General features: G+C 59.3%; 26 protein-coding genes and 1 riboswitch. Of the genes, 19 read left to right on the top strand and 7 right to left on the bottom strand.

Features of this window, described 5'->3' with window-relative positions; all coding sequences use genetic code 11:
* Positions 1 to 46: 46 nt before the first annotated feature.
* The 4 genes from JNM85_11485 to JNM85_11470 form a co-directional block, all read right to left on the bottom strand.
* A complete protein-coding gene (locus tag JNM85_11485) occupies positions 47 to 1,696 on the bottom strand; it encodes a hypothetical protein (GenBank protein MBL8088678.1) in 1,650 nt (549 codons plus the stop codon).
* 151 nt (positions 1,697 to 1,847) lie between these two features.
* Complete coding sequence (gene ispG / locus JNM85_11480) at positions 1,848 to 3,155, bottom strand: (E)-4-hydroxy-3-methylbut-2-enyl-diphosphate synthase (GenBank protein MBL8088677.1); 1,308 nt, start codon at positions 3,153 to 3,155, stop codon at positions 1,848 to 1,850.
* An 86-nt stretch (positions 3,156 to 3,241) separates the two neighbouring features.
* Complete coding sequence (locus JNM85_11475) at positions 3,242 to 3,406, bottom strand: hypothetical protein (GenBank protein MBL8088676.1); 165 nt, start codon at positions 3,404 to 3,406, stop codon at positions 3,242 to 3,244.
* A complete protein-coding gene (locus JNM85_11470; protein MBL8088675.1) occupies positions 3,403 to 4,362 on the bottom strand; it encodes a prepilin-type N-terminal cleavage/methylation domain-containing protein in 960 nt (319 codons plus the stop codon). Before JNM85_11470 ends, JNM85_11475 begins: the two co-directional genes overlap by 4 nt.
* A 144-nt stretch (positions 4,363 to 4,506) precedes the next feature.
* Here JNM85_11470 and JNM85_11465 point away from each other — a divergent pair, with 144 nt between their 5' ends.
* The 4 genes from JNM85_11465 to JNM85_11450 are packed head-to-tail and all read left to right on the top strand — an operon-like array spanning position 4,507 to position 7,043.
* Positions 4,507 to 5,028, top strand: coding sequence for an adenine phosphoribosyltransferase (locus JNM85_11465; protein MBL8088674.1), 522 nt, complete (start codon positions 4,507 to 4,509; stop codon positions 5,026 to 5,028).
* Between the two features lie 12 nt (positions 5,029 to 5,040).
* Entirely contained in the window at positions 5,041 to 5,934 is an 894-nt protein-coding gene (gene miaA, locus JNM85_11460; protein MBL8088673.1) for a tRNA (adenosine(37)-N6)-dimethylallyltransferase MiaA, read from the top strand.
* A 24-nt stretch (positions 5,935 to 5,958) separates the two neighbouring features.
* The gene (gene hfq, locus JNM85_11455; GenBank protein ID MBL8088672.1) at positions 5,959 to 6,219 is read left to right on the top strand and encodes an RNA chaperone Hfq; all 261 of its coding nucleotides are present in this window, start codon (positions 5,959 to 5,961) and stop codon (positions 6,217 to 6,219) included.
* Between the two features lie 14 nt (positions 6,220 to 6,233).
* Entirely contained in the window at positions 6,234 to 7,043 is an 810-nt protein-coding gene (locus JNM85_11450; GenBank protein ID MBL8088671.1) for a diaminopimelate epimerase, read from the top strand.
* On the opposite strand, the gene smpB is transcribed toward JNM85_11450, so the two are convergent.
* Positions 7,040 to 7,516: an SsrA-binding protein SmpB gene (gene smpB, locus JNM85_11445; protein MBL8088670.1), complete on the bottom strand. Its 477-nt coding sequence runs from the start codon at positions 7,514 to 7,516 to the stop codon at positions 7,040 to 7,042. The two genes, JNM85_11450 and smpB, sit on opposite strands and share 4 nt — an antisense overlap.
* A gap of 61 nt (positions 7,517 to 7,577) precedes the next feature.
* Between smpB and JNM85_11440 the strand changes: the two genes are divergently transcribed.
* The 14 genes from JNM85_11440 (at position 7,578) to JNM85_11375 (ending at position 18,483) form a co-directional block, all read left to right on the top strand.
* Entirely contained in the window at positions 7,578 to 8,435 is an 858-nt protein-coding gene (locus JNM85_11440; GenBank protein ID MBL8088669.1) for an FKBP-type peptidyl-prolyl cis-trans isomerase, read from the top strand.
* Positions 8,436 to 8,715: 280 nt separating this feature from the next.
* Positions 8,716 to 9,105 carry a hypothetical protein gene (locus JNM85_11435; protein MBL8088668.1) on the top strand — a complete coding sequence of 130 codons (390 nt, stop codon included), beginning with the start codon at positions 8,716 to 8,718 and terminating at the stop codon, positions 9,103 to 9,105.
* A 36-nt stretch (positions 9,106 to 9,141) separates the two neighbouring features.
* Positions 9,142 to 10,467 (top strand): signal recognition particle protein, encoded by a 1,326-nt coding sequence (gene ffh, locus JNM85_11430; GenBank protein ID MBL8088667.1) that lies wholly within the window; start codon positions 9,142 to 9,144, stop codon positions 10,465 to 10,467.
* Positions 10,468 to 10,498: 31 nt separating this feature from the next.
* Positions 10,499 to 10,999 (top strand): 30S ribosomal protein S16, encoded by a 501-nt coding sequence (rpsP, locus tag JNM85_11425; GenBank protein ID MBL8088666.1) that lies wholly within the window; start codon positions 10,499 to 10,501, stop codon positions 10,997 to 10,999.
* Positions 10,996 to 11,235 carry a KH domain-containing protein gene (locus tag JNM85_11420; GenBank protein MBL8088665.1) on the top strand — a complete coding sequence of 80 codons (240 nt, stop codon included), beginning with the start codon at positions 10,996 to 10,998 and terminating at the stop codon, positions 11,233 to 11,235. The genes rpsP and JNM85_11420 overlap by 4 nt, the downstream gene beginning before the upstream one ends.
* A gap of 16 nt (positions 11,236 to 11,251) precedes the next feature.
* On the top strand, positions 11,252 to 11,785 hold the full coding sequence (gene rimM, locus JNM85_11415) for a 16S rRNA processing protein RimM (GenBank protein MBL8088664.1): 534 nt from the start codon (positions 11,252 to 11,254) through the stop codon (positions 11,783 to 11,785).
* 2 nt (positions 11,786 to 11,787) lie between these two features.
* Positions 11,788 to 13,053, top strand: a complete 1,266-nt coding sequence (obgE, locus tag JNM85_11410) for a GTPase ObgE (protein MBL8088663.1) — start codon at positions 11,788 to 11,790, stop codon at positions 13,051 to 13,053.
* A gap of 3 nt (positions 13,054 to 13,056) precedes the next feature.
* Entirely contained in the window at positions 13,057 to 13,653 is a 597-nt protein-coding gene (nadD, locus tag JNM85_11405; protein MBL8088662.1) for a nicotinate (nicotinamide) nucleotide adenylyltransferase, read from the top strand.
* Between the two features lie 3 nt (positions 13,654 to 13,656).
* Positions 13,657 to 14,007, top strand: coding sequence for a ribosome silencing factor (rsfS, locus tag JNM85_11400; GenBank protein ID MBL8088661.1), 351 nt, complete (start codon positions 13,657 to 13,659; stop codon positions 14,005 to 14,007).
* Positions 14,004 to 14,678 (top strand): hypothetical protein, encoded by a 675-nt coding sequence (locus JNM85_11395; GenBank protein ID MBL8088660.1) that lies wholly within the window; start codon positions 14,004 to 14,006, stop codon positions 14,676 to 14,678. Before rsfS ends, JNM85_11395 begins: the two co-directional genes overlap by 4 nt.
* 35 nt (positions 14,679 to 14,713) lie before the next feature.
* Positions 14,714 to 14,861: riboswitch (cobalamin riboswitch) on the top strand.
* 85 nt (positions 14,862 to 14,946) lie between these two features.
* Positions 14,947 to 15,651, top strand: coding sequence for a prepilin-type N-terminal cleavage/methylation domain-containing protein (locus tag JNM85_11390; protein MBL8088659.1), 705 nt, complete (start codon positions 14,947 to 14,949; stop codon positions 15,649 to 15,651).
* Entirely contained in the window at positions 15,629 to 16,474 is an 846-nt protein-coding gene (locus tag JNM85_11385; GenBank protein ID MBL8088658.1) for a hypothetical protein, read from the top strand. Before JNM85_11390 ends, JNM85_11385 begins: the two co-directional genes overlap by 23 nt.
* A complete protein-coding gene (locus tag JNM85_11380; GenBank protein MBL8088657.1) occupies positions 16,471 to 17,061 on the top strand; it encodes a PEP-CTERM sorting domain-containing protein in 591 nt (196 codons plus the stop codon). The genes JNM85_11385 and JNM85_11380 overlap by 4 nt, the downstream gene beginning before the upstream one ends.
* A gap of 105 nt (positions 17,062 to 17,166) precedes the next feature.
* Positions 17,167 to 18,483, top strand: coding sequence for a hypothetical protein (locus tag JNM85_11375; GenBank protein ID MBL8088656.1), 1,317 nt, complete (start codon positions 17,167 to 17,169; stop codon positions 18,481 to 18,483).
* Between the two features lie 122 nt (positions 18,484 to 18,605).
* Here JNM85_11375 and groL read toward each other — a convergent pair whose 3' ends face one another.
* Together groL and JNM85_11365 are read right to left on the bottom strand one after the other, a co-directional pair.
* Positions 18,606 to 20,198 carry a chaperonin GroEL gene (gene groL, locus JNM85_11370; protein ID MBL8088655.1) on the bottom strand — a complete coding sequence of 531 codons (1,593 nt, stop codon included), beginning with the start codon at positions 20,196 to 20,198 and terminating at the stop codon, positions 18,606 to 18,608.
* A gap of 3 nt (positions 20,199 to 20,201) precedes the next feature.
* Entirely contained in the window at positions 20,202 to 20,519 is a 318-nt protein-coding gene (locus JNM85_11365; GenBank protein ID MBL8088654.1) for a co-chaperone GroES, read from the bottom strand.
* Between the two features lie 170 nt (positions 20,520 to 20,689).
* Between JNM85_11365 and gcvPA the strand changes: the two genes are divergently transcribed.
* Entirely contained in the window at positions 20,690 to 22,021 is a 1,332-nt protein-coding gene (gene gcvPA, locus JNM85_11360) for an aminomethyl-transferring glycine dehydrogenase subunit GcvPA (GenBank protein MBL8088653.1), read from the top strand.

Raw genomic sequence — 22,021 nt, 5'->3', positions numbered from 1 at the left:
TGCACCTGCCCCCGCACCCCGCTTCTCTGATCAGAAGTCAGAAGACTTAGTTGTCCTCTTCCTTCTCGTAGTTCGCGTTCAGGATCAGGTAGTCGAAGAAATCGATCGTACCGTCACCGGTGAAGTCCGCGTTGATGTTCGCCGTGTAGAGTGCGTCAGGGGTTGACGACTCGTAGGCGTCGCTGAGGATCAGGTAGTCGAAGAAGTCGACCACGTTGTCCCCGTTGACGTTACCATTGACCATCGCAGCATTGACCGTGGTCGTTCCGCCGCCGGTGAGAGTCACCGTACCGGAAGCCTTCGCCAGGAATCGCGGGCCCTTGAATCGGATGTTCACGGAACCGGTCTGGGTCGTCTGGAACGAGTACGCGCCGTTGTTAGCCACGGTCACGTTTTGCGTATCAAGGACGGTCATGCCGTTGCGAACTTGGACGGTGAAGCTGCCTGCGTTGGCAAAGCCGCCACCCGTGCCATCCCAACCATCAAGGTTGAGGGTGCCGCTGACAGTTGCCTTCGGACCGCTGACTTCGTAGATGTCGAGCTGCTGGCCGCCACCGCCGAGGAGAACCGCGACGTACTGCTTGCCACCGATGTTTCCGGTGCGCGTCGTGAGCAACGGATTCGTCCAAGCGGTCGGAGTGACTGCTCCGATCGGCTCAGCACCCGTCAACTGGTTGGTCGGGAGGAACCCAGCGGCTGCGTTCGAGAACGCTGCTGCTGCGTTCGGCGTACCGTCCGTGAGCGAGTAGTACACCTTGTTCTGGTTCGTCGCACCGATCTGCCCACGAGTGTTCATGAACAGTGAGTCGGCATAGCCTGCTCCGCCTGGAACGTAGGCAACCTTGGTGTACGAGCTGAACGGCACGTTGCCTGTGTCCAACAAGACAGGGCTGTAAGCGCTCAAGTTTGTTGCGTCTATGCGCGTGCTCTTGGCGAGCTGGTTGTCCACCTTGAAGTAAGCGTTCCCCGAAGCATCGAACGAGAGGTCGCGCCAACCTGCCGAAGCAACCGTAGCGAAGTTGGCCGCGGCGGCCGATGCTCCCGTCGCCAGGTTAACTCGGAACATGAACCCCTGGCCTCGGTTCATGATCGCCAGCGTGCTTGTGAGCGGATCGACTGCCATGGCCTCGGTGCGCTGCGTCTGGCTGGGGTTGATGACGCCGCCCGTCTGCAGGTAGCGGATTTCAACCGGGTTCAGCGTTCCAGTTTCCGGATCGAGCGGATCTATGTTTCCAAAGCCCGTGTCCTGGACGCCAGCGGTGCTGTACTTTCGCACACCGCTCACGAGGACGCCTGCGTTGACGCCAACTGTGTAAGCGCCGGCACCATCGGTCCCCACGTTCTGGCCGAGGCCATAACCGAAGTAGACGTTAGAACCATCAACCACTACTCGGCTCTCTCGGTCGCCGCCCTGCGCACCCGTCGAAGTCGCGAACAGCGAGACGGCGTGGCTTCCTACTGCATTAGCGATCTTAAGCACACCGACGGTGCCCGCTCCGCCAGCCGATCGCTGGGTGGCGACATAGATCGTCCCATCGGAGGCAATCGCCAGGTCAGAAGGCTGACTGTCAGTCAGCAACTGGCTTGCGCCGGTGTTCAAAAACGGAATAAGGTCAATTCTCTTAACGTGGGTCAGCGTAGGGACCTGAGCCGACACCACTGTAGCCGACGCAACGAGCGTCAGCGCTGACAGCATAGTTCTCTTCATCGTAAAATATCACTCCTTCGAAACTGGGGCAGGTTCAGTTGAACCCAACTCTAGTATAGCGGAGCTTTGCCCAAAGTGGACCCGGTGTTTATACCAATCCCGTGAATCCGCAAGGAATCCAGGTTGAGTTACGAGAAGGTTATCGCATGGGCAGCGGTTCCAGCACTTTCGGAGCCTCGGTCCCCTGAGGGGCATCGGTCCATACGCCGTCCGCCTTTAGCAGTGCGACCAGCTCGGCAACGCCGTTCTCCTGGGGGATACCGTGCTTCACAACGTCCCGCTTTCGGTAGAGCGTGATCTTGCCTCCCGCCGCCCCTACGTAGCCGTAGTCGGCGTCGGCCATTTCGCCCGGGCCGTTCACGATGCAGCCCATCACCGCGATATCCAGCCCCACCAAGTGCTTCGTGGCGTTCCGGACTTCGTTGAGAACGGTGGGAAGGTTGAACTTCGTGCGCCCGCAGCTCGGGCACGCAATGTACTCGACTTTCGTCTTGCGCAAACCCAGCGATTGAAGGATGTCGTAGCAAACTGGAATCTCGTTGACCGGGTCTTCGCTCAGGCTGACGCGGATCGTGTCTCCGATCCCTTCCATGAGCAGCGTGGCGATTCCCGCCGTCGATTTGATGCGCGCATACTCCCCGTCGCCCGCCTCCGTGACTCCCAGGTGCAAAGGTATGTCGAGCCCTTCGGCGTCAAGGCGCGCAGCCAGGAGCCGGTTCGCGCTGACCATGATGGGTACGCGGCTGGCCTTGGCGCTGATATTGACGTTGCGGTAGCCATGAGCCTCGCACAGGTGGACGTACTCCATTGCGCTCTCCGCCATGCCTTCGATGGTGTCGCCGTAGGTCACCAAGATTCGCTCGCTGAGCGAACCGTGGTTCACCCCAATGCGCATGGCGATATCGCGCTTCTTGCAGGCTTCGATGACCGGGACAAAACTCTCTTCGATGGCTGCGAGTTCCTCTGACCACTCGCTCGGGTCGTAGGCGAGCTCGGCTCTCAGATCGTCCACGCTCAGGTCTTCCCCGCGTCCGCGGAGGTCGATCTCAGCGGCTGCGCCAACGTCTTGCGCCCTGGAACCGTGCCGTCGAAACACGAACAAGCCAGGGTTTACGCGGACTTCGTCCACGTACTTCGCCGCCTCAACCGCAATTGCTGTCCCTTGGTGGTGGACATCGGCCGTCAAAGGCACGTGCTGGTACTGCTCTTCCACCTTACGCTTGATGTCCAGAAGGCACTCTGCTTCGCCCAGAGTCGGCGTGGTCACGCGCACAATCTCACTGCCTGCTCGATGCAGTGCGATGATCTGCTCGACGCAGGCGTCCACGTTGCGAGTCTCCTCCGTTAACATCGACTGCACGACCACAGGGTGGCCCGCGCCCATAGTCACGTTACCCACGCGCACGGCGCGGGTCTTTCGTCGAGGGAAAAGGGGTTGCAGACTCATGGCGTTTGAGAATGGTACCGGACTGATGGATACAACGAAGCCCGCAGGGTCATCGTTCCCTGCGGGCTACTCCGGAGAACCGGGGTCTAGCGGCGGTCGTCCCGATTGGCGTCGTTGGGCTCGGCCTTCTCCTTGTCAGACAGGCCCTCCTTTTCCCAAGACTTCACATCGCTATCCGAGACCTCCGTCTTGGCGCAACCGCCCAGCAGAAGCGCGGCGAGGACCAGCCCGATGGGCCAAAGCCTTCTCATTGACCGAGGCCCCAGAGGGGGAAGTTAACCGAAGTGACCGGCGTGGCAGTGTCCGCAACCGGGAATGCCGAAGTAGCGCGGCGGCAGTTCGAGTTGAACGTCGAGGACACTTGGCCCATCGAGGTGCTCGGCATGTACTGCGCCAGCGTAGGGGTCTGCCCAAGGAACGACATCACTGGGATGAATTTTGCGCTGCCGTCAGCCATACCGGCGACCACACCTTGGTGAGGGCCTGAACCCACGGCATCCGGCTCGTCCGAGGTAGTGCAACCGCTGATCTGCTTCAGGAAGATTGCGCGCCAGTACTCGCGAATGGCCATCGGGTACACGGTTTCGAGGGTGTCGCCGTTAGCGTCCTTGACCGTCGATTTCGGTGCGACGAAAGGTGCGGCGTACGTATTCGGCATTTCAAGCAGAAGCATGGCGGCCGAGACGTTCGCAATGCCGCTCTGGGTACCGCCAGTCCACGGAGTCGAGATGAAACCAGACGTGCTCCCACCGGTCAAACCGAGGTTCAAGGCGAACCCGTTCAAAATTTGACCGTTGTTGTTCCAGTCGGTCATGCTCTTCTGCCGCACGGGGTGTTCGAAAATCTGTACGTTCTTGACGTACGGCATGATGTACTTCTGCCAGGTCTGCCAAGTCATGCTGTGAGCAAAGCCGTTGGCACCGCCGCAGCGGGTCACGCCGTCGTTCAGCTTGGAATTGAGCGAGGAGTTCAGCTCGCAGCCCCGGCGGCGCGGATACTGGTCGTCATTATCGCCGATATACATGAGCAAGCCGAGGCTGATCTGCTTTTGGTTGCTGATGGCAGCCGTCTTCTTCGCGGCGGTCTTTGCTTGGGCGAACACTGGGAAGAGGATTGCCGCCAGGATGGCGATGATGGCGATGACGACGAGAAGTTCGATGAGGGTGAAACCACGTCGAAGCGTGCTGTGCGAATTATGTTCTCTCATAAGGGTTTATTGGCTCAGGCGCAGGGTTGGGCACCGACAGTGTTGATTGACTAGATTGTACTTGAGTGGATGTTAAGAGACGACAAACCGGGCTGCAAAATTTTGGCAAGAATCTCGGTTCGGGTATAACCGCCGGGGACTATGATGTCAGAACTTCTCGCTTCGACCCTCATCCGGGACGTACCCGATTTCCCGCGCCCTGGCATCGTATTCAAAGATATCACCCCGATCTTGCACCACCCCGCTGCGATGGCAGAGGTTGTCAAGCGATTGGCCGACGACGCCAAGAACCACGACGCTGACGTCGTCGTCGGGATCGAGAGCCGCGGGTTCATTTTCGGCGTTCCCGTCGCGATGGAACTAGGTGTCCCGTTTGTCCCAGCCCGCAAGCTCGGCAAACTTCCCTACGACCGAATCAGCGAGGAGTACGCGCTGGAGTACGGGACGAACACGATCGAAATGCACGTCGATGCGGTCAACCCAGGTCAGCGTGCCTACATCATTGACGATCTGCTTGCGACGGGCGGCACCGCCGCCGCTGCAGCACGCCTCATAGAACGGCTGAACGGCAGCGTAGCTGGATTCGGATTCCTTGTCGAACTAACGTTCCTGCACGGCAGAGAGAATCTGCTCGGTTATCCCGTCAACGTGCTCATCGATCTCTAAGCGCCAACCACCATGGCGACCCCAAAACTGATCGCGGTCTACGGGCCAACGGCCTCGGGCAAGACCTTGGCCGCCGAATGGATCGCCGACCATCTCGACGCCCAGCTCATCTCGGCAGACGCATTCCAGGTCTACCGTGGTTTCGATATCGGAACAAACAAGCCCGCCGATCGGGAGCGCTACCAGCTCATCGACGTCTGCGACCCAGATGAACAGTTCGGCGTCGGAGCGTTTATCCTTGCAGTCCTGCCTTTATTGGAAGGGGCCTTCGCCTCAGGACGAAATGTGGTCTTGGTCGGCGGCACCGGGCTGTACATGCGCGCACTCATCGAGCAGTGGGAGAACCTCCAGCCGTTGCCCGATCCGAACCTTCGCGAGCGAGTCACCGCGATGGCAGACGGCGAAGTCGTTGCTCAACTGAGGAACCTGAACCCACCCGGACTCGATGAGCTCGACTTCCAGAATCCTCGGCGCATCCGCCGCGCCCTGGAGCGCGCACTCAGCACAGAACCTTGCCTCAAATTTGCGATTCCTGGCTTTGAAACTACAAAACTCGGGATGTCGCCCTCAGTCGATTTGCACAATCTGGCGATCGAAACCCGAACGATACAGCTCGTGCGAGCAGGCTGGCTGGAAGAAGTTCAACGATTGCTTGAACAAGGCGTGTCGGAGTACTGCCCGGCGATGAAAGCGATTGGGTATGATTCCGCCACTCGAAAGTTACGGGGGGAACTGTCCGAGTCAGACTTTGTTGATGAAGTTGTCCTGCTGACGAAGCAGTACGCAAAGCGACAAAGGACATGGCTCAGGTCGGAACCCGGCATCGTATTCTTGGAGCGTGAGTCTCCCTTGGTGGAGTTCTCGGAAGAATGGCAGGCCAAACTTTTTCGTTTGATTTCGCCTTGATTGATTTGTATTGAGTGAACGCATATGGCCAAAACAATAAATCTTCAAGACATGTTCTTGAATCAGGTTCGCAAGGAAGGAATTGGGGTTACGATCTACCTCATGGGTGGAGTCCAACTCCGCGGACAGGTCCGCGGGTTCGACGCTTTCACTGTGATGCTGGACTCCCCGGGTAAGCCAACGCAGTTGGTTTACAAGCACGCAATCACCAGCGTGGTCCCTGCTCGCCCGATCGGCAGCAATCGGCCCGAAGGTGGGGCGGAACCGCACCCCGAAGAGGAGTGATCGCGTTCCGTAAGATGCACGGGTTAGGCAACGACTTTGTTGTCCTAAACCGGCTTGCACAGCCCCTCGAAGACAATCTCTCGTCGCTAGCACGTCGAGTGTGCGACCGGAAGTACGGGGTCGGCGCGGACGGGTTGCTTCTCACCGTGCCAGGCGATACTGTGTCCGTTCGCATGAGAGTCTTCAACGCTGACGGCAGCGAAGCGGCCATGTGCGGGAATGGGTTGAGGTGCGTCGTCGAGGCACTACGCTTGGACGGGCTCCTCGCGCCAGGTGCCACCACCATAGAGGTCGGCGCGCGCACCGTGAGCGCCGAATTGCGCGGCGATGGGCTTGTGCAAGTCGATATGGGTCCTGTCAAGTTTGACCGGGCGAGCATCGGCATCGACGGCGACCCGTGTGAGCCATACCTCCGACAATCGCTTCGATTCCGAAATCAGGTGTTCCAGGGCTCTGCTGCGCAGGTGGGGAATCCTAACCTCGTATTCTTCGTCTCCTCTGTGACAGAGGTCGATCTTTCTGCCCTTGGACCCCACTTTTCGCGATTGCCGCAGTTCGCCCACGGCGCAAATGTGCATTTCGTTGAGGTACTCGGCCCCGGCAACGTCAAAGCGCGTACCTGGGAGCTTGGTGCAGGCGAGACTCTTGCTTGTGGGAGCGGTGCTTGCGCAATTGCGGCCATCGGGTGCCATCTGGGCCTGACCGGTCGGGCGGTGACGGTCGAGTTGCCAGGTGGCAAGCTCGAGATTTACGCTCGCGAAGATGGCCACGTGATCATGACCGGCCCCGCTTCGCACGTCTTCACCGGCTCGATCGCACTCTAGCGAATGTTCCGCATCCGCCCTTTCTCAAGACGGGTTTCCTTGTCCTTGATCTGAGTGCGCTTGTCGTACTCTTTCTTGCCTCGGCCGAGACCAACTGTCACCTTGACTTTGCCGTTCTTGAAGTACATGCCCAGCACGAGCAGGGACAGCCCCTTCTCCAGCGACTTACGCTCGAGAGTGTTGATCTCCTTGCGATGCATCAGGAGTTTGCGGTCGCGTCGTCTCTCCGGTAAGAAATGCGAACTATGTGTGTAGGGCTCTATGTCCGCGTTGAGCATCCAAAGCTCTTCGTTGATGACCTTGCAATAGGAGTCGGTCAGGTTCACGCGTCCCAGAAAAACGCTCTTTACTTCGCTCCCGACAAGGACCAACCCCGCCTCGAAAGTCTCCACGATCTCGTAGTCGAAGCGCGCCCGGCGATTGTTAATGGTTGCCGGTCTCTTTTTCTCATCAGCGGATTTCTTCTTGGCCATGCGGGAGCAGTAGTGTACCAACCCGGAGGTGTGGGGCCCGCCAGCGGGTAAATTAGACTCTATGAGCAAGACCTTTACTCTCGGCCTTGTGGTCGTCATCGCGTCCGTGATCGCGGGCTGCGGATCTTCCAAAGTGGACGCGTCAACCTCGACCTCTGGAGCGAACGGTGGGTCAACGAACTCGGAAGCTCCAGGTTCGACCTCGACGACTGCGGCTGCTGCACCGACTGTTCCTGATGCCAAAGACTTGAAGATTGCGGACACAAAACCGGGAGCGGGCAAGTTGGTCCTCGAGAAAGGTGACCTGGCTGTCGTGCTCTACACCGGCAAGCTCACCAACGGTAAAGAGTTCGACTCAAACGCAAGGGGCACCGACAAGCAGCCATACATCTTTGAAGTGGGCGCGGGGCGCGTCATCGCGGGTTGGGATCAAGGCGTGCTTGGCATGAAGATCGGCGGAAAGCGAAACCTGGTTGTGCCCCCAAGCATGGGCTACGGTGAAGCGGGCTCGGGCGAAGCGATTCCCGGTGGCGCGACGCTTGTCTTCGACATAGAGCTACTGGAAATCATCAAGAAGGGTGGTTACAACGACTACACCAAGAAGATCGTCAAGGAAGGTACCGGCGAGCCCGCCAAGAAAGGCGATACCATCGCCGTCCACTACACGGGCACGCTTCTAACTGGTAAGAAGTTCGACTCCTCACGCGATCGTAACGAGCCGTACAAGGTGACTCTTGGCGCAGGCGGAGTCATCAAGGGTTGGGACATCGGGCTCATCGGAATCAAGAAGGGTGAGCGCCGGATCATGCGGCTGATGCCCGGCGCCGCCTACGGCGAGCGCGGAATGGGACAAGACATCGGTCCAAACCAACCGCTTGAGTTCGATATCGAGTGCGTCGACATCACGCGTGCAAAGTAAGAACTGGACAGCTCGGCCGTCAACAGACCCGCACCTAGCGCGGGTGTTGGCGGCCGATCCTTTTGTGCAACTGGCCGGTGACGAATGTGCTGGGCTCATCCTCAGCTCAGGCCAAGAAACAGTTCAGTTCGATCCGTCTGGGGCCGTCGTGCGCCCTTTGGAGTGCCTAGGCAGTGCCCCTCCGTGCCGGACCATTCGATGGGCGCATCCTGCGACACAACTCATCTTCCTGTCGGTCGCGCCGTTGGTTCATGCGGGCCTACTCCTGGAACCACCCGGCGTGATGTGGTGTGACTCGGTGCCGGACACCGTCGGTGACGAACTTCTCGCCATGGGTTGGGAGCACGGCTTCACGGCGATCTCGCTCGTCGAGGAAACCACCGCGGTGCTCGCTCTGAACGCCTTGCTTCACGTCCGCAAACTCCCCTCACCCCAGGACCTGGACCGCCTGTACGAGGCTGCATATGGCTCCTCAACTTCAATCCGGTGCGCGGATGATGGGGAGTGGGCGCCCGTGCTTGCCGAGACCAGCTCGGAGTTGCTCTACCGCCTTCGGTTCTCCCCCGGGGAAGACTCAGATCTTCTCACCGTGCAATGGATGGGCAACCGCACCGGACGGCTCGGCGCTACCGGCATGATCCAGCTCGCCAAGTTCTGTTTACAGTCCTAAGCGGCTCGCGGGGACGGGCGGTACACTCCGAATTCGATGCTAGACAATCTCACCAAGCGCCTGGGCGACCTGATGATTGGCCTTCGGCGCAAGGGCCGCCTCAGCGAATCCGATGTCAGCGACCTCCTGCGGGAAGTGCGCGTCGCCCTGCTCGAAGCCGATGTCAACTTCCAAGTCGCGAGAGAGTTCGTTGCACGGGTGAAAGAGAAAGCCGTCGGCGAGGAGGTCTTCGGGAACCTGAACGCTGACCAGACGATCATCAAGATCGTTCGCGACGAGCTCGTCGAAATCCTAGGCACCGATGAAACGCGGATGAACTGGTCGAGCGCGCCGCCGACCGTGATTCTCATGGTCGGTCTGCAAGGCTCAGGCAAGACGACCACCACCGCCAAGCTCGCGCGGCAACTGCAGAAGCAAGGCAAGAAGCCCATGCTCGCGGCCTGTGACCTTCAGCGACCCGCTGCCATCAAACAACTCCAAGTCCTGGGCGAGCAGATCGATGTCCCGGTTTACGCCGAGCCCGCCTCGAACCCGGTCGAAGTGGCTAAGAAGGCCCTAGAGCGCGCCCGCTACCTGATGCTCGATGTACTCATCGTTGACACCGCTGGCCGATTGACCATCGATGAGGCGCTCATGAACGAGCTGAGAGCGGTGAGCGATGCAGTCAAGCCGAGCGAGACGCTCCTCGTGCTCGACTCCACCACTGGCCAAGAAGCGGTCAACGTCGCCAATTCCTTCCACGAGTTGCTGAGCCTTACCGGGTGCATCTTCACCAAGCTCGACGGCGACACGCGGGGAGGCGCGATCCTCTCCGTCCGAAAAGCGACAGGCGTACCGGTGCGCTACATCGGCGTGGGCGAGCAGGTCGAAGCGCTGGACACCTTCTTCCCCACCCGAGTTGCAGAGCGCATCCTCGGCTTCGGGGACATGCTCGGCATCATCGAGCGGGCCGAAATGGCGATCAGCCAAGAGGACGCCGCCGCGATGGAGGGCCAGATGCGCGGTGGCCAAATGGACTTCAACATGATGCTCCAGCAATTCGCCACCTTGAAGAAAATGGGGTCGCTCAAGAGCCTGATGAAAATGATCCCTGGCTTGTCAAACATGGTGCCGCAAGAGGCACTTGACCAGATCGACGACAGTCAGATGGGCCAAATTGAGGCGATTATCCTGTCAATGACTCCCATTGAGCGCTCCAATCCGGATATAATCAATGGTTCGCGGCGAAAGCGCATCGCAGCGGGTAGCGGCCGAAGTGTCGAGGAGGTGAATCGTCTGATCACCCAGCTCTACGGCATGCGCCGCCAGATGAAGCAGTTCACCCAAATGGAAAAGCGCATGAAGAAAATCAAGCGCCGGTGAGTCGCCTCGCGAACAGGAGAAAGAAAGCACAGTGGTAAAGATTCGATTACGAAGGCTCGGAAACAAGCACCGTCCGTTCTATCGCGTTGTTGTGGCCAAGAGCTCGGCCGGCCGCGATGGCGCGTTCGTTGAGGTCATCGGTACCTACAATCCTCTGACGAAGCCGGCATCGGTCCAGATCAAGGAAGAGCGCGCTCTTCACTGGCTGATGGTCGGTGCCCAGCCCACCGAGACCGTCGCCTACATGCTCAAGAAAGCAGGCGTTCTGGACAAGTTTTTTGCGGCTCGCCCCGCAGCGGCAGGCAAGTTCAAGTCGCTCGACAAGCGCACCGCGCCCATGAGCCAAGAGTCGGTCGTCGCCGCTCCCGCAAAGGAAGAGGCAAAGGCTGAACCGAAGGCTGAAGCTGCTCCGGCACCCGCCGCAGAACCCGAGGTGGCTGAAGTCGCTGAGGTGGCTGAGGCGACTGAAGTTGCCGAAGCCCCTGCTGCTGAAGAAGTGACCGAAGCGCCCGAGGCACCGGCAGAAGCATGAGCCTCGCTCCGCTGGTACAGCATTTAGTCCAATCGATCGTCGCGGAGCCCGATGTGGTGAACGTTGACGAGAAGAAAGACCGTGATGGAGTGACCTACTTCGTTCGCGTTTCGCCGAACGATGTGGGAAAGGTGATTGGCAAGAGCGGCCGCGTGGTAAGCGCGATCCGCTATGTCGTGAGTGCCGCTGCAGCCAAGGCGCGACTCAAGGCATTTGTCAAAGTCGTCACCGAATAGCGCTCCGTCGCCCCCTGTGCTCTCTTTGAAAAAGGCGCCCGAATCGACGCAACCCGAGAATCGCAAGATGATCGACGTGGGTCGGATCGTAGGCGCCTTTGGACTTGATGGCCACGTCAAAGTCCAACCCACCACGGACTTTCCCGAGCGATTTGACCGCGGTTCAATCCTGTATCTGGACGGCGAGCCCCGCAAAATTCAGAAGAGCCACTGGCTCAAGTCGCAAGTCCGCATCAAATTTCTCTCGGTTAATCGGATTCACGAAGCCGAGCTTCTCATTGGCAAGTTGCTCCAAATCCCGGCCGACGAGCGGCCTGAGCTCGAAGACGACGAGTTCTACGTTACCGAGCTGATTGGACTAAAGGTAGTGGACCAAGACGGCACCGAAATTGGCACGATCGGCGATGTCTTACAGCCCCCGGCACAAGACGTTCTTGTGGTCGGCCAGACACTCATTCCCGTTGTCAACGAGTTTGTCAAAGACATCGACCTGGAGAACGGTATTGTCCGTGTTCACCTCATACCAGGTATGCGCCCGGAGGAAGCCTAACCATGTTTCTCGATGAAGCGCTCGTAGAATTCACGAGCGGTACTGGCGGTTCCGGCGCGGTCGCCTTCCACCGCGAGAAGCACGTTCCGCGAGGTGGCCCCAACGGCGCAGACGGTGGTCGCGGCGGGGACATCATTTTGGTCGCCGAGCGCGGATGTCGCACATTGTTTGATTTCAAGTTGCGCGGCAAGTTTCGGGCCGACGACGGGGTCCACGCGGTGGGTAACAAGCGCGGCAAGAACGGCAAGGACATCATTCTGAAGGTGCCGGTCGGTACCGTCGTGCACGACCTGGTGCTTAACGAAGTCATCGCCGACCTTACACTCCACGGAATGAAAGTTGTGATCGCCAAGGGCGGTCGCGGCGGATTCGGCAATGCCCACTACGTGAGCAGTGTTCGCCAGGTACCCAATTTCGCCCAGAAAGGCGCACCGGGCGAAGTGCTGCCTGCTCGTCTCGAGCTCAAGCTTCTTGCGGACGTTGGCCTCATAGGCCTCCCCAACGCAGGAAAGAGCACGCTCCTGGGCCGAGTCAGCGCGGCGAAGCCCAAAGTCGCCGATTACCCGTTCACGACCATCGTGCCGAACCTAGGAGTCGCTCGCGTCGCCAACGACACGTTCGTCGTCGCGGATATGCCGGGGCTCATCGAAGGCGCGAGTCAGGGCCATGGACTGGGTCACCAGTTCCTTCGCCACATCGAACGAACGAAAGTTCTCGTCCATGTGGTGGACATCATGCCGATCGATGAGAGCGACCCACTCGAAAACTTCCACCTCATTGAAGAGGAGCTTATGCAGTACAACGCGGAGGTGGCAAAACGCCCGCGCGTGGTTGCACTCAGCAAGATTGACGTCCTTCCGAGCGGTGAGTTCAACGCAATTCGAGAGCGATTTGAGAGCCTCGGGCTTCCCCTCTTCCCCATCTCGGCGGTTACGGGGCAAGGCATCGAGCCCCTGATGTTCGAGGTTTACAGCCTGCTTCAGTCCGCGGAAGAAGCCGAGCCGATTGCGGTGCTGCTCCCAGCGCAGGAGCGGAAGATGGACGACAACTGGGAAGTCACCGCGGCCGAAGAAGGCGGATACGAGATCAAGGGTAAGCGGATCTTGCGCATGGCAGCGATGACCGATCTCGGCAACAGGGACGCCATCAGGTACCTTCACCGGCGTCTCCAGCGCTTGGGGATCATCACCGCGCTTGAGGAGATGGGAGCGCAAGAGGGTGACAACGTCTACATTGGCGACTTCGTATTCAGTTTCTCAGAGTGGTAAGGCATGAAAATCGGGATCTTTGGTGGTACGTTCGACCCTCCGCACGCGGCTCATTTGGAGATGGCGCACGCCGCGCGTGCGACATTGGGACTGGACGAAATCATCTTCGTACCCGCCTACCAGAACCCGCTTAAAGTGAAGGCTCGTAATGGAGCCTCGCCCCGCCACCGTTTCCGCATGGTCCAGGCCCTGATCCAGGGCGAAGAGGGGCTGAGCGTCAGCGACATTGAGATCACGCGTAGCGGCCTCAGTTTCACCGTCGAGACCCTGGAAGAAATGCAGAAGATGATCCCCGGCGAGTACTGGCTGATCATGGGCTCCGATTCGCTGGACTCGATCTACAACTGGAAGCAGCCCGATCGGATCGCCTCGCTTTGCCGCATCGCAGTCATCCTGCGGCCTCCGCACACCCAGGATGATGCCCTGCGCCACGTCCCCGACTATGTCGTCCCCGTCATCGACTGGATCGACATGACTCCTTCGAAGACCTCCTCGACGACGCTCCGAACGACCATCCAACTGGAAGAGCGGTCGCGCGAGCAAGTCCCCACCGCTGTTCTCAACTACATCGCAGAGCACAAGCTCTACCCACTCCACTAGCCTATGGAATCACAAGAGAAACTGAACGCCATCCTTGAGTACGCCGACGACATGAAGGCAGAAAGGATCGAGACGCTGGACGTCCACGCCAAGACGACCGTCGCGCACTACTTCGTCGTTTGCACCGGGACCAGCGACGTGCACGTACGAGCAATCGCCGAGCGTGTCGCCGAGAAGATGCGCGAGAACCACAAGATCAAACCTTTGCGCACTGAGGCGGGCGACGCGAGTTGGGTGCTGCAAGATTTTGGCGACGTCGTGTTCAACGTTATGCGGGATGAAAAGCGTCAGTTCTATGATCTGGAGTCGCTATGGAACACAATGGCCCCCGACAGCAGCCTGATCGTGGAATGAGCGATCTCCCGCCGCTGGATCCTCAAGACGCCGAGAAGCTTGAGTTTCTTGAACGTCAGCTGCGGATTTTGCGCAACCGCGGGGACCAGGCGGGCGTGCAGAAGACGTTTGAGGAGATGCTCTCGCTCGCCCCGAACAACACAAAAGTGTTGGAAGCCGCGGGAGACGAGTTTCTCGTGCGCGGTCAACGATCCAAGGCTCGCGAGGCGTACAAACGAGCATTTGAACTCGACCCGACAAACGCCTCAGCCGAAACCAAATTCGCCGAGACCGTCTTTGCCATGGATGCCGCCGACGTGTCCAAGCTCTTGGGCACTTCAGAGTTTGAACTTAGTTCGGTCGGCAAGCTCGCCGTCGTCCAATCGCTGCTCGTGCCTGGCTTGGGCCAGACCACCACCGGTCGCACCCAAGTCGGTGCAATGATGATGTTCGGGTACATCGTGGGCCTCTTGATCACTTTATTGACGCCGGGCGGACTGTCTGGGATCTTCACCGCGCTTGGAATGTCAGGGTCACGAGTCCCGTTCAACCCGCTCGTCCTGCTTGGGATCGCCCTCGCGGTGGGTACCTACCTGTGGTCGCTCATCGACATGCGAGCCGCGACCGCCAACATCAAGCGCACCGTGATCGTCCACCCGAAGCCCCCAGTGGACAAAGACTTCGAAATCTGATTGCGCTCTTGCAATCGCCCAAGAACGACGCGCATACTGACTTTAGTGTGTGGAGATCGTCTTATCGTGAGACGATTGAAACAACGGGGAAAGTCCGGTGAGAAACCGGCGCTGTGCCGCAACGGTAAAGAGAACGCGCGAGTTCTTTAAGCCCGAATGCCCGCTTCACGCATCATATATCCGTCATCGCCTTCGAGCATAGGGCGCATGCGCGAGTCTAACGACTTCCCTGCGAATTTGCCGTTCCGCGATCCGGATGAGGAGCGCAATGAACGAGCAGGCAACGCGTCGCACAGTTTCGAAAGCCTTCACCCTGGTGGAGCTTCTCGTCGTCATCGGTATCATCGCCATCCTGGCATCGATCCTGTATCCCGTCTTCGCCCGCGCCCAATCCGCCGCCGTGACCACCGCGTGTGCCAGCAACCTGAAGCAACTCGGCCTCGGCGCGCATCTGTACGTCGGCGACAACGATGACCGCGCCTTTCCAAGCTACTACTACTCCGAAGACTTCTCGACGGAGTATGCCTGGGACTTCCAAACTACTTGGGGATCGAGCCTCACTACCCGCCTCGGATTATTGGGGAGTTATCTGCGTGAAGGACGCATCAATGCGTGCCCGCACTTCCACGGCGAGACATGGGGGCGTCCCTACTCGGGATATGCCTACAACACGACCTTTCTCGGGGGAGACGTCTACCGGGGCACAACGCCTGCGGTCATAACCCAAGTCGCCGATCCCAGCGATACGGTGCTCTTCGCTGATGCCGCCTTTGGCGAAACGGCCCAAGGGTGCAACTACCTCCGTGCGCCAAGCGATCCACTCTTCAGCGCGGGGACCGTCCACTTCCGCCATGCGGAAACGGCCAATTGGATTCGCGTTGACGGGTCGATCCGCAAAGCGAAAATGAAGTTTCATCGCCTCGGCGAGACCGGGGGATTGAGTCAGGGAGATGAAGTCTATGACTTGGAGTAGGTCGCTCGCCGTGGCGGCACTTTTCCCGGTCGTGGCCTCGGCGCAAGACCCCCGGTTCGCAGCCGGTGTGGTCAGTAGTTCAAACCTCGGGTCAGGAGTCTACGGGGATCCTACGGCGGCGCTCGGCAAACCCACGACTTGGGTCCGGGACACCTTCAATGGCGGACCAAGCCAAGCGGTGGCCGCGAGCCTTATCTACGGAGCGTTTGGCACTTCAGCAACGGGTCAACCGCTGGTCGTGACAATTCTCTCCGGAGGACAGCTGACCCTTGAGTTCAATCCGGTCATCGAAGATTCTCCCGCCAACCCGTACGGGCTCGACTTCATCGTCTACGGAAACAGCTTCTTGGGAGCGACCCAATCTGGCAAGTGGAATACGGACTTGGAAGTCGCCAAGGTGACGAGCGGTCCCGACTTCATTGAGCCAAGCCCGATCAGTGTCAGCCCTGATGGCCTGCAGTGGTACACCTACCCGCTCACCAGCACCCAATCGGGTGATGCCTACTTCCCCACTCAGCCATTCCAATACGACTTCGAGCATCACGGATGGGGACGCGAAAGCTCGTGGTCGCGACCGGTGCCCCCGTGGGTGACGCGCAGCTCGCTCACTGGGCTCACCGTCGCGCAAGCAATCGCGCTCTTCAACGGCTCGGCTGGCGGTTGCGCTTTTGACCTTGCGCCCAGCGGTTTCAGCTGGATCCGCTACGTGCGTATCACCGGGACGGGCGGAGAGATTGACGGTCTCGCACGGACCGCTCCGCCCAAATTGCAGTTCGACGAACCTAACGAACGACCCCGCACTCTTCCAAGGACTTCACCATGAAAACTACTGCCGCCTTTATCTTGCTCCTGTCTCCTGCCGCATCTATCGCATTTGGCTTCTCGGACGTCCACTATTGGGTCGGCACAGGTAGCAATCGTGCTGCACTGGTGATCGACTGGGTCACCGGCCCGGGACCGCGCTCGGTCGCGATCGGCTACCGCTTCGACGGCCAAAAGACAGGGCGGGACATGCTCGATGCGATGTCCAAAATGCAGCGCTCGATCACTTACGTCTTGGTGCCGGGTGTGCCGTACACCGCGGTCTTCGGTATTGGCTACGACAGAAACGGAGGAGGGCTAGACCCAGTAGACCCGGGAGACAGCTATGCTGAGGGGTGGTTCACGAGCGGCTTCTGGGGCTACTACGAAGGCACCACGACATCCGAGACTCTCGGCGGTTGGAAGTTCGCGGATTCGGGCTTCCAAGACCGACTCCTCGTGGATGGCAGTTGGGATGGGTGGGCTTGGGCCCCAGAGTTCTCGGGAAGTTCTCCCGCCACACCGGTTGCCGTGCCCGAGCCCGCGTCGCTGGCCATGGTGGTAACCGGCCTAGTCTTCCTAACAAAGCGTAAGTTTTTGCGCGACTAGCGCCGAATTTCTTGCGAATTCTTCACCTATGCTGTAGAGTGTAGTCTAGGTGAGGCAAGGATACTTATGAACCTAGGTAGGTCGGTTATTGTATTTGGTTGTTTCGTGCTGGGAGGTTTTGCTTCCGCTGAGACGATCTTTGTCCCAGACAGCTCGAACGGCTTGATCTTCAAATTCGACTCGGTCGATGGAACATACGACGGGTACGCACCTTCATTGGTGCCCTCGGGGATGACGATCGTCGATCTTGACCAGGGACCCGATGGTTACCTATACGTGCTATGCAGCAACTTGGGCACTGGAGCTGGGCGCGTCCACCGCATCAACCCGTACGACGGCTCGTACCAAGGGGCCGTTGCCGATGGCTTCCTCAGCTACGCAAATTCGATCGCGTTCTCGTCGAATACGATGTTCATCTGCGATTCCGTCGGAATCAAGAAGTTTGACCCCGTCGATGGGAGCTACGAGGGGATGATCGGCGCCGGGTTCACGACCTATGGCGCGTACGACGGCATGGCCGTGGATCAGGGCGGCGTTCTCTCGGTCGTGAGCCGAGCGGCTACTCCGTCCATCCTTCGCTTTGACTCAAACGACGGGACGTACAAGGGTTCGTACGCGTTCGGATTTGCGAACACCTACTACAGCCTGGATATCGTCCGCGATTCGCTCGGGGCGGACATCGCCTATGTCGTAGTGAACGACAGTTCTGGCAACGGTCAGTACCGCTCGCTGCGATTCAACGAGACCGATGGCACCTACCTCGGTGCGCTTGCGACGGGCTTCTTCCAGAGCTCCGGTGCGGGCGGATCAGCCATCGACTCGGCCGGTAACGTCTACTTCGGAACCAACACCACCGCGAGTCAGTGGTGCGCGATGCGGTTCGTGGCAAACGACGGCACCTACAAGGGTCTCCTTGGGTTTGGATTCTTCACGGGGACTCGAGCCCTGGCAGCCGAGCAGCCTGCGAAGATCTGCGGCGACGTGGATCTATCGGCCAGTTGGTTCGGTCCATATGCCGGAATGCCCGTCACCATCGAGATCCGAGCCGTCGGTGGTGCTGTTCCGCTCGATACGCAGACGACGGTCCTGGACGCATCGGGCAACTACTGCGTCAATACATTCCTGCGCAATGGGAACTACGACATTTATTGCAAAGCATCGCACTGGCTGAAGAAACGCAACAGCAATGTCGCCATCGGTATCGGTGGCGTCAACGGGGTGAACTTCCTGCTCACCAACGGCGACTGCAACAACGACAATTTCAACGACTTCTTCGACTACCTAGTGCTCTCAGCAGCGTACGAGTCCGTCTTTGGCGACGCGACGTACAATGCAGGCGCCGACCTGAACGGTGACCTTGCCGTCGACTTCTTCGACTACTTGATCCTGAGCGATAAGTACGAGCTGGACGGCGACGACTAAGAGCGCTCGCCTAAAGAGGAGAGGCTGGCCGCGTTGTACTTCGGTGCAACGCGGCCTTTTCATGCAGAAACGCCACCAGCCCATGCGGGCCGGAGGCGCTTTGCTATTGCTGCTAGACGCGCTTAGTGAGCGTGTCCTTCGTCTTCCTTCTCCGGAACGTCCGCGATGGCAGCCTCCGTGATCAAGAGCAGACCGGCGATGCTTGCAGCGTTCTGCAGACACGTTCGAACGACCTTGGTCGGATCGACAATGCCCGACTTCAGCATGTCTTCGAATTCCAGCGTGTTCGCGTTGAACCCTTGGCCCGTCTCGCGAACCTTGGACACCACGACCGATCCCTCGACACCCGAATTCTCGGCGATCGTGCGGAGCGGAGCTTCGATGGCGCGCTTCACGATGTTGATGCCGATCATCTCGTCATCCGATGCGGTCAGACCGTCCAGCGACTTGCCCGCGAGGATAAGCGCTTGGCCGCCTCCGGGTACGACGCCCGCTTCGAGCGCAGCGCGCGTTGCTGCGAGAGCATCCTCGATCCGAGCCTTCTTCTCCTTGAGAGCAGTCTCCGTCGGTGCGCCCACTTTAACGACGGCCACGCCACCGCTCAACTTCGCCAAACGCTCCTGCAGCTTCTCCTTGTCGTAGTTGCTGTCGGTCGACTCAATCTGGGCCTTGATCTGCTTGATACGGCCTTCGATCTTGGCGGATTCGCCTTTGCCACCCACGAGAGTGGTGTTCTCCTTCGTGATGACCAGCTTGGAGCAAGTGCCCAGCATCTCCGGCTGAACATTCTCCAGCTTTAGGCCGAGGTCTTCGCTGATGAACTGTGCGCCGGTGAGGATGGCCATATCCTCCATCATCGCCTTGCGTCGATCGCCGAAGCCAGGAGCCTTCACCGCCGCGATAGGCAGGTTGCCGCGCAGTCGGTTCAGCACCAAGGTTGCCAGAGCTTCGTTCTCGACGTCCTCGGCAACCACGATGAGGGCCTTGCCCATTCGCAGAACCTTCTCAAGGAGCGGGATCAGATCGGCCACGTTGCTGATCTTCTTCTCGTGGAACAGGATCAGCGGCTCTTCAAAGATCGCTTCCATCCGTTGCGGGTCGGTAATGAAGTAGGGCGACATGTAGCCCTTATCGAATTGAAGACCATCGACCATGTCGAAGTGCGTCTCCGTCGATCGGCTCTCTTCTACCGTCACGACCCCTTCCTTGCCGACTTTGTCCAGGATTTCGGCGACGAGTGCACCGATCTCGCTGTCCTTGGCGCTGATCGTCGCGACTTCTTCGGAGCCCTTGCGACCGGCGACCGGCTTGCTCAGCTTCTCCAGCGATTCGACGACGAGGTTGGTGGCACGCTCGATGCCGATGCGGATCTTCGTCGGGTTACTTCCAGCGGCGACGTTGCGCACGCCTTCTTTGTAAATTGCCTGAGCAAGGACGGTTGCCGTCGTCGTGCCATCGCCCGCAATGTCGTTCGTCTTGCTGCTGACTTCGCGGATGAGCTGTGCGCCCATGTTCTCGAAGCGATTCTCGACCTCGATCTCCTTCGCGATGGTGACGCCGTCATCAATCACGAGCGGCGAACCAAACTTCTTTTCGAGGACGACCGTGCGACCGCGTGGGCCCAGGGTCACCTTGACCGTATTGGCGAGCTTGTCGATGCCGACTTCGATGAGCTTTCGGGCCTCATCGGAAAACTTGAGTTCTTTCGCAGCCATGGGTTACGCTCCTGCTCCAACAGCCGCCTTCACACCGGTGATCACAGCCAGCACGTCTTCGGCACGCAGGATGATGTAGTCCTTGCCGTCCACAGTCACTTCGGTGCCGGAGTACTTGCCGTACAGGACCACGTCATCAACCTTGACGTCAACCGGTGCCAAGGTACCGCTATCCAAGCGCTTGCCCGGGCCAACTGCCAAAACCGTACCGCGAAGCGGCTTCTCCTGTGCGCTGTCCGGCAGAATGATGCCGCCTGCAGTGACCTCTTCTTTGGCCGCTGCTTCGATGATGATGCGATCATGCAAAGGTTGCAAAGTCATCTTGAGTAAGTGTCTCCTTAAGGGTGTTGACGCCCTGAGGGCATCGTTGCGTTAGCAGTATACCGCCGCGAGTGCCAATTTCTGTACCTTCGCAGAGTCCAGGCAACCCAATTCCGGGCGATCTAGCGCGGCGTCCATGGAGGCGCGCATGTCACAATGGAACCACAACGATGCCGTACATCCCTCACACCGAGCACGACCGCGAGGCGATGCTCGCGACTATCGGAGTCCGATCAATCGACGACCTCTTTGTCGATATCCCCGCCGAACTGAGGCTCAATGCCCCACTTGAGATCCCCAGCGCAAAGAATGAGTACGAGTTGTACTTGCACCTTGCCCATCTTGCGCGACAGAACCTGGACGCCACTCGGCTCGACTGGTATCTCGGGGCGGGATTGTACGATCGCTACATCCCATCGGTGGTCGGTGCGCTCATTTCGCGCGGCGAGTTTCTTACTGCGTACACACCGTATCAACCGGAGTTTAGCCAAGGCTATCTGCAGACGATCTACGAATTCCAATCCATGATCGCCGAGGTCTACGGAATGGACCTTGCGAACGCTTCGATGTACGACGGTGCGACGAGCATGGCCGAGGCCGCCTATCTCGCTTCGGCAGTCACTAGCAGGAGCCGCATCGCGATCAGCCAGGGCGTTCATCCCCATTTCCGCCAAGTCTTGGACACCTACGCTTGGGCGAATTCGCTCCAAGTCGAGACCCTGCCTCTGATGAACGGTGCGACGAGGGATTACTCGACGATCGGCACTGAGACTGCTTGCGTCATCGTCCAGTATCCGAACTTCCTCGGCACCATCGAAGACTTGCACGCCGCGAAGGAGGCAGCGCAAGAGGCGGGAGCGCTGTTCGTGGTGGTCGCCGATCCGGTCGCTTGTGCGATCCTGCCGCCCCCTGGAGAGTTCGATGCCGATATCGTTGTCGGCGAGGGGCAGCCGCTGGGCGTTGCGATGGGCTTCGGCGGTCCGCTCGTTGGATTATTCGCGTGCAAAGAAAAGTACGTTCGCCGCATCCCCGGGCGCATTGTCGGCCGCACTCACGACCATTTGGGCCGCCCCGGGTACACGATGACCCTGCGCACCCGTGAGCAAGATATTCGCCGGGAGAAGGCGACGTCGAACATCTGCACCAACGAAGCGCTGATGGCACTCGCAAATACGGTGTACCTGTCTGCGCTTGGCAAGAACGGTCTGCGTAGCGTCGCGGAGAGCACGGTTCGCAACACCCAGTACGCCATGAAGGCCCTGCAAGTGAAAGGCGCAAAGCTTAAGTTCGAAAAGCAGCGAGTGTTTGGCGAGTTTGCGCTCGAACTTCCGAAGCCGGCGCACGAGGTTCAGAAACGCTTGATCGATCGAGGGATCATGGCGGGCCTCCCGCTCGGTGACTACTACGCCGGGATGGAGAGTGTCCTGCTCGTCGCCGTGACCGAGACACGCTCGAAAGCCCAGATCGACCGGTTCGCCACCGAACTCTCGGAGGTTCTCTAA

This window comes from Chthonomonas sp., assembly GCA_016788115.1.
GTDB lineage: Bacteria > Armatimonadota > Fimbriimonadia > Fimbriimonadales > Fimbriimonadaceae > UBA2391.
Note: the sequence above shows the minus strand (reverse complement) of the source record. Positions and strands in the feature narration are given on the sequence as shown.

Excerpts from the sequence above, each read along its gene's own strand:
- JNM85_11475 (MBL8088676.1), bottom strand. The coding sequence starts at position 3,406 with ATGAGAAGGCTTTGGCCCATCGGGCTGGTCCTCGCCGCGCTTCTGCTG.
- smpB (MBL8088670.1), bottom strand. The coding sequence starts at position 7,516 with ATGGCCAAGAAGAAATCCGCTGATGAGAAAAAGAGACCGGCAACCATT.
- nadD (MBL8088662.1), top strand. The coding sequence starts at position 13,057 with ATGAAAATCGGGATCTTTGGTGGTACGTTCGACCCTCCGCACGCGGCT.
- ispG (MBL8088677.1), bottom strand. The coding sequence starts at position 3,155 with ATGAGTCTGCAACCCCTTTTCCCTCGACGAAAGACCCGCGCCGTGCGC.
- ffh (MBL8088667.1), top strand. The coding sequence starts at position 9,142 with ATGCTAGACAATCTCACCAAGCGCCTGGGCGACCTGATGATTGGCCTT.
- JNM85_11465 (MBL8088674.1), top strand. The coding sequence starts at position 4,507 with ATGTCAGAACTTCTCGCTTCGACCCTCATCCGGGACGTACCCGATTTC.
- miaA (MBL8088673.1), top strand. The coding sequence starts at position 5,041 with ATGGCGACCCCAAAACTGATCGCGGTCTACGGGCCAACGGCCTCGGGC.
- JNM85_11470 (MBL8088675.1), bottom strand. The coding sequence starts at position 4,362 with ATGAGAGAACATAATTCGCACAGCACGCTTCGACGTGGTTTCACCCTC.
- JNM85_11380 (MBL8088657.1), top strand. The coding sequence starts at position 16,471 with ATGAAAACTACTGCCGCCTTTATCTTGCTCCTGTCTCCTGCCGCATCT.
- JNM85_11365 (MBL8088654.1), bottom strand. The coding sequence starts at position 20,519 with ATGACTTTGCAACCTTTGCATGATCGCATCATCATCGAAGCAGCGGCC.
- hfq (MBL8088672.1), top strand. The coding sequence starts at position 5,959 with ATGGCCAAAACAATAAATCTTCAAGACATGTTCTTGAATCAGGTTCGC.
- gcvPA (MBL8088653.1), top strand. The coding sequence starts at position 20,690 with ATGCCGTACATCCCTCACACCGAGCACGACCGCGAGGCGATGCTCGCG.
- JNM85_11485 (MBL8088678.1), bottom strand. The coding sequence starts at position 1,696 with ATGCTGTCAGCGCTGACGCTCGTTGCGTCGGCTACAGTGGTGTCGGCT.
- JNM85_11420 (MBL8088665.1), top strand. The coding sequence starts at position 10,996 with ATGAGCCTCGCTCCGCTGGTACAGCATTTAGTCCAATCGATCGTCGCG.
- obgE (MBL8088663.1), top strand. The coding sequence starts at position 11,788 with ATGTTTCTCGATGAAGCGCTCGTAGAATTCACGAGCGGTACTGGCGGT.
- JNM85_11450 (MBL8088671.1), top strand. The coding sequence starts at position 6,234 with ATGCACGGGTTAGGCAACGACTTTGTTGTCCTAAACCGGCTTGCACAG.
- JNM85_11390 (MBL8088659.1), top strand. The coding sequence starts at position 14,947 with ATGAACGAGCAGGCAACGCGTCGCACAGTTTCGAAAGCCTTCACCCTG.
- JNM85_11385 (MBL8088658.1), top strand. The coding sequence starts at position 15,629 with ATGAAGTCTATGACTTGGAGTAGGTCGCTCGCCGTGGCGGCACTTTTC.
- groL (MBL8088655.1), bottom strand. The coding sequence starts at position 20,198 with ATGGCTGCGAAAGAACTCAAGTTTTCCGATGAGGCCCGAAAGCTCATC.
- JNM85_11440 (MBL8088669.1), top strand. The coding sequence starts at position 7,578 with ATGAGCAAGACCTTTACTCTCGGCCTTGTGGTCGTCATCGCGTCCGTG.
- JNM85_11395 (MBL8088660.1), top strand. The coding sequence starts at position 14,004 with ATGAGCGATCTCCCGCCGCTGGATCCTCAAGACGCCGAGAAGCTTGAG.
- rsfS (MBL8088661.1), top strand. The coding sequence starts at position 13,657 with ATGGAATCACAAGAGAAACTGAACGCCATCCTTGAGTACGCCGACGAC.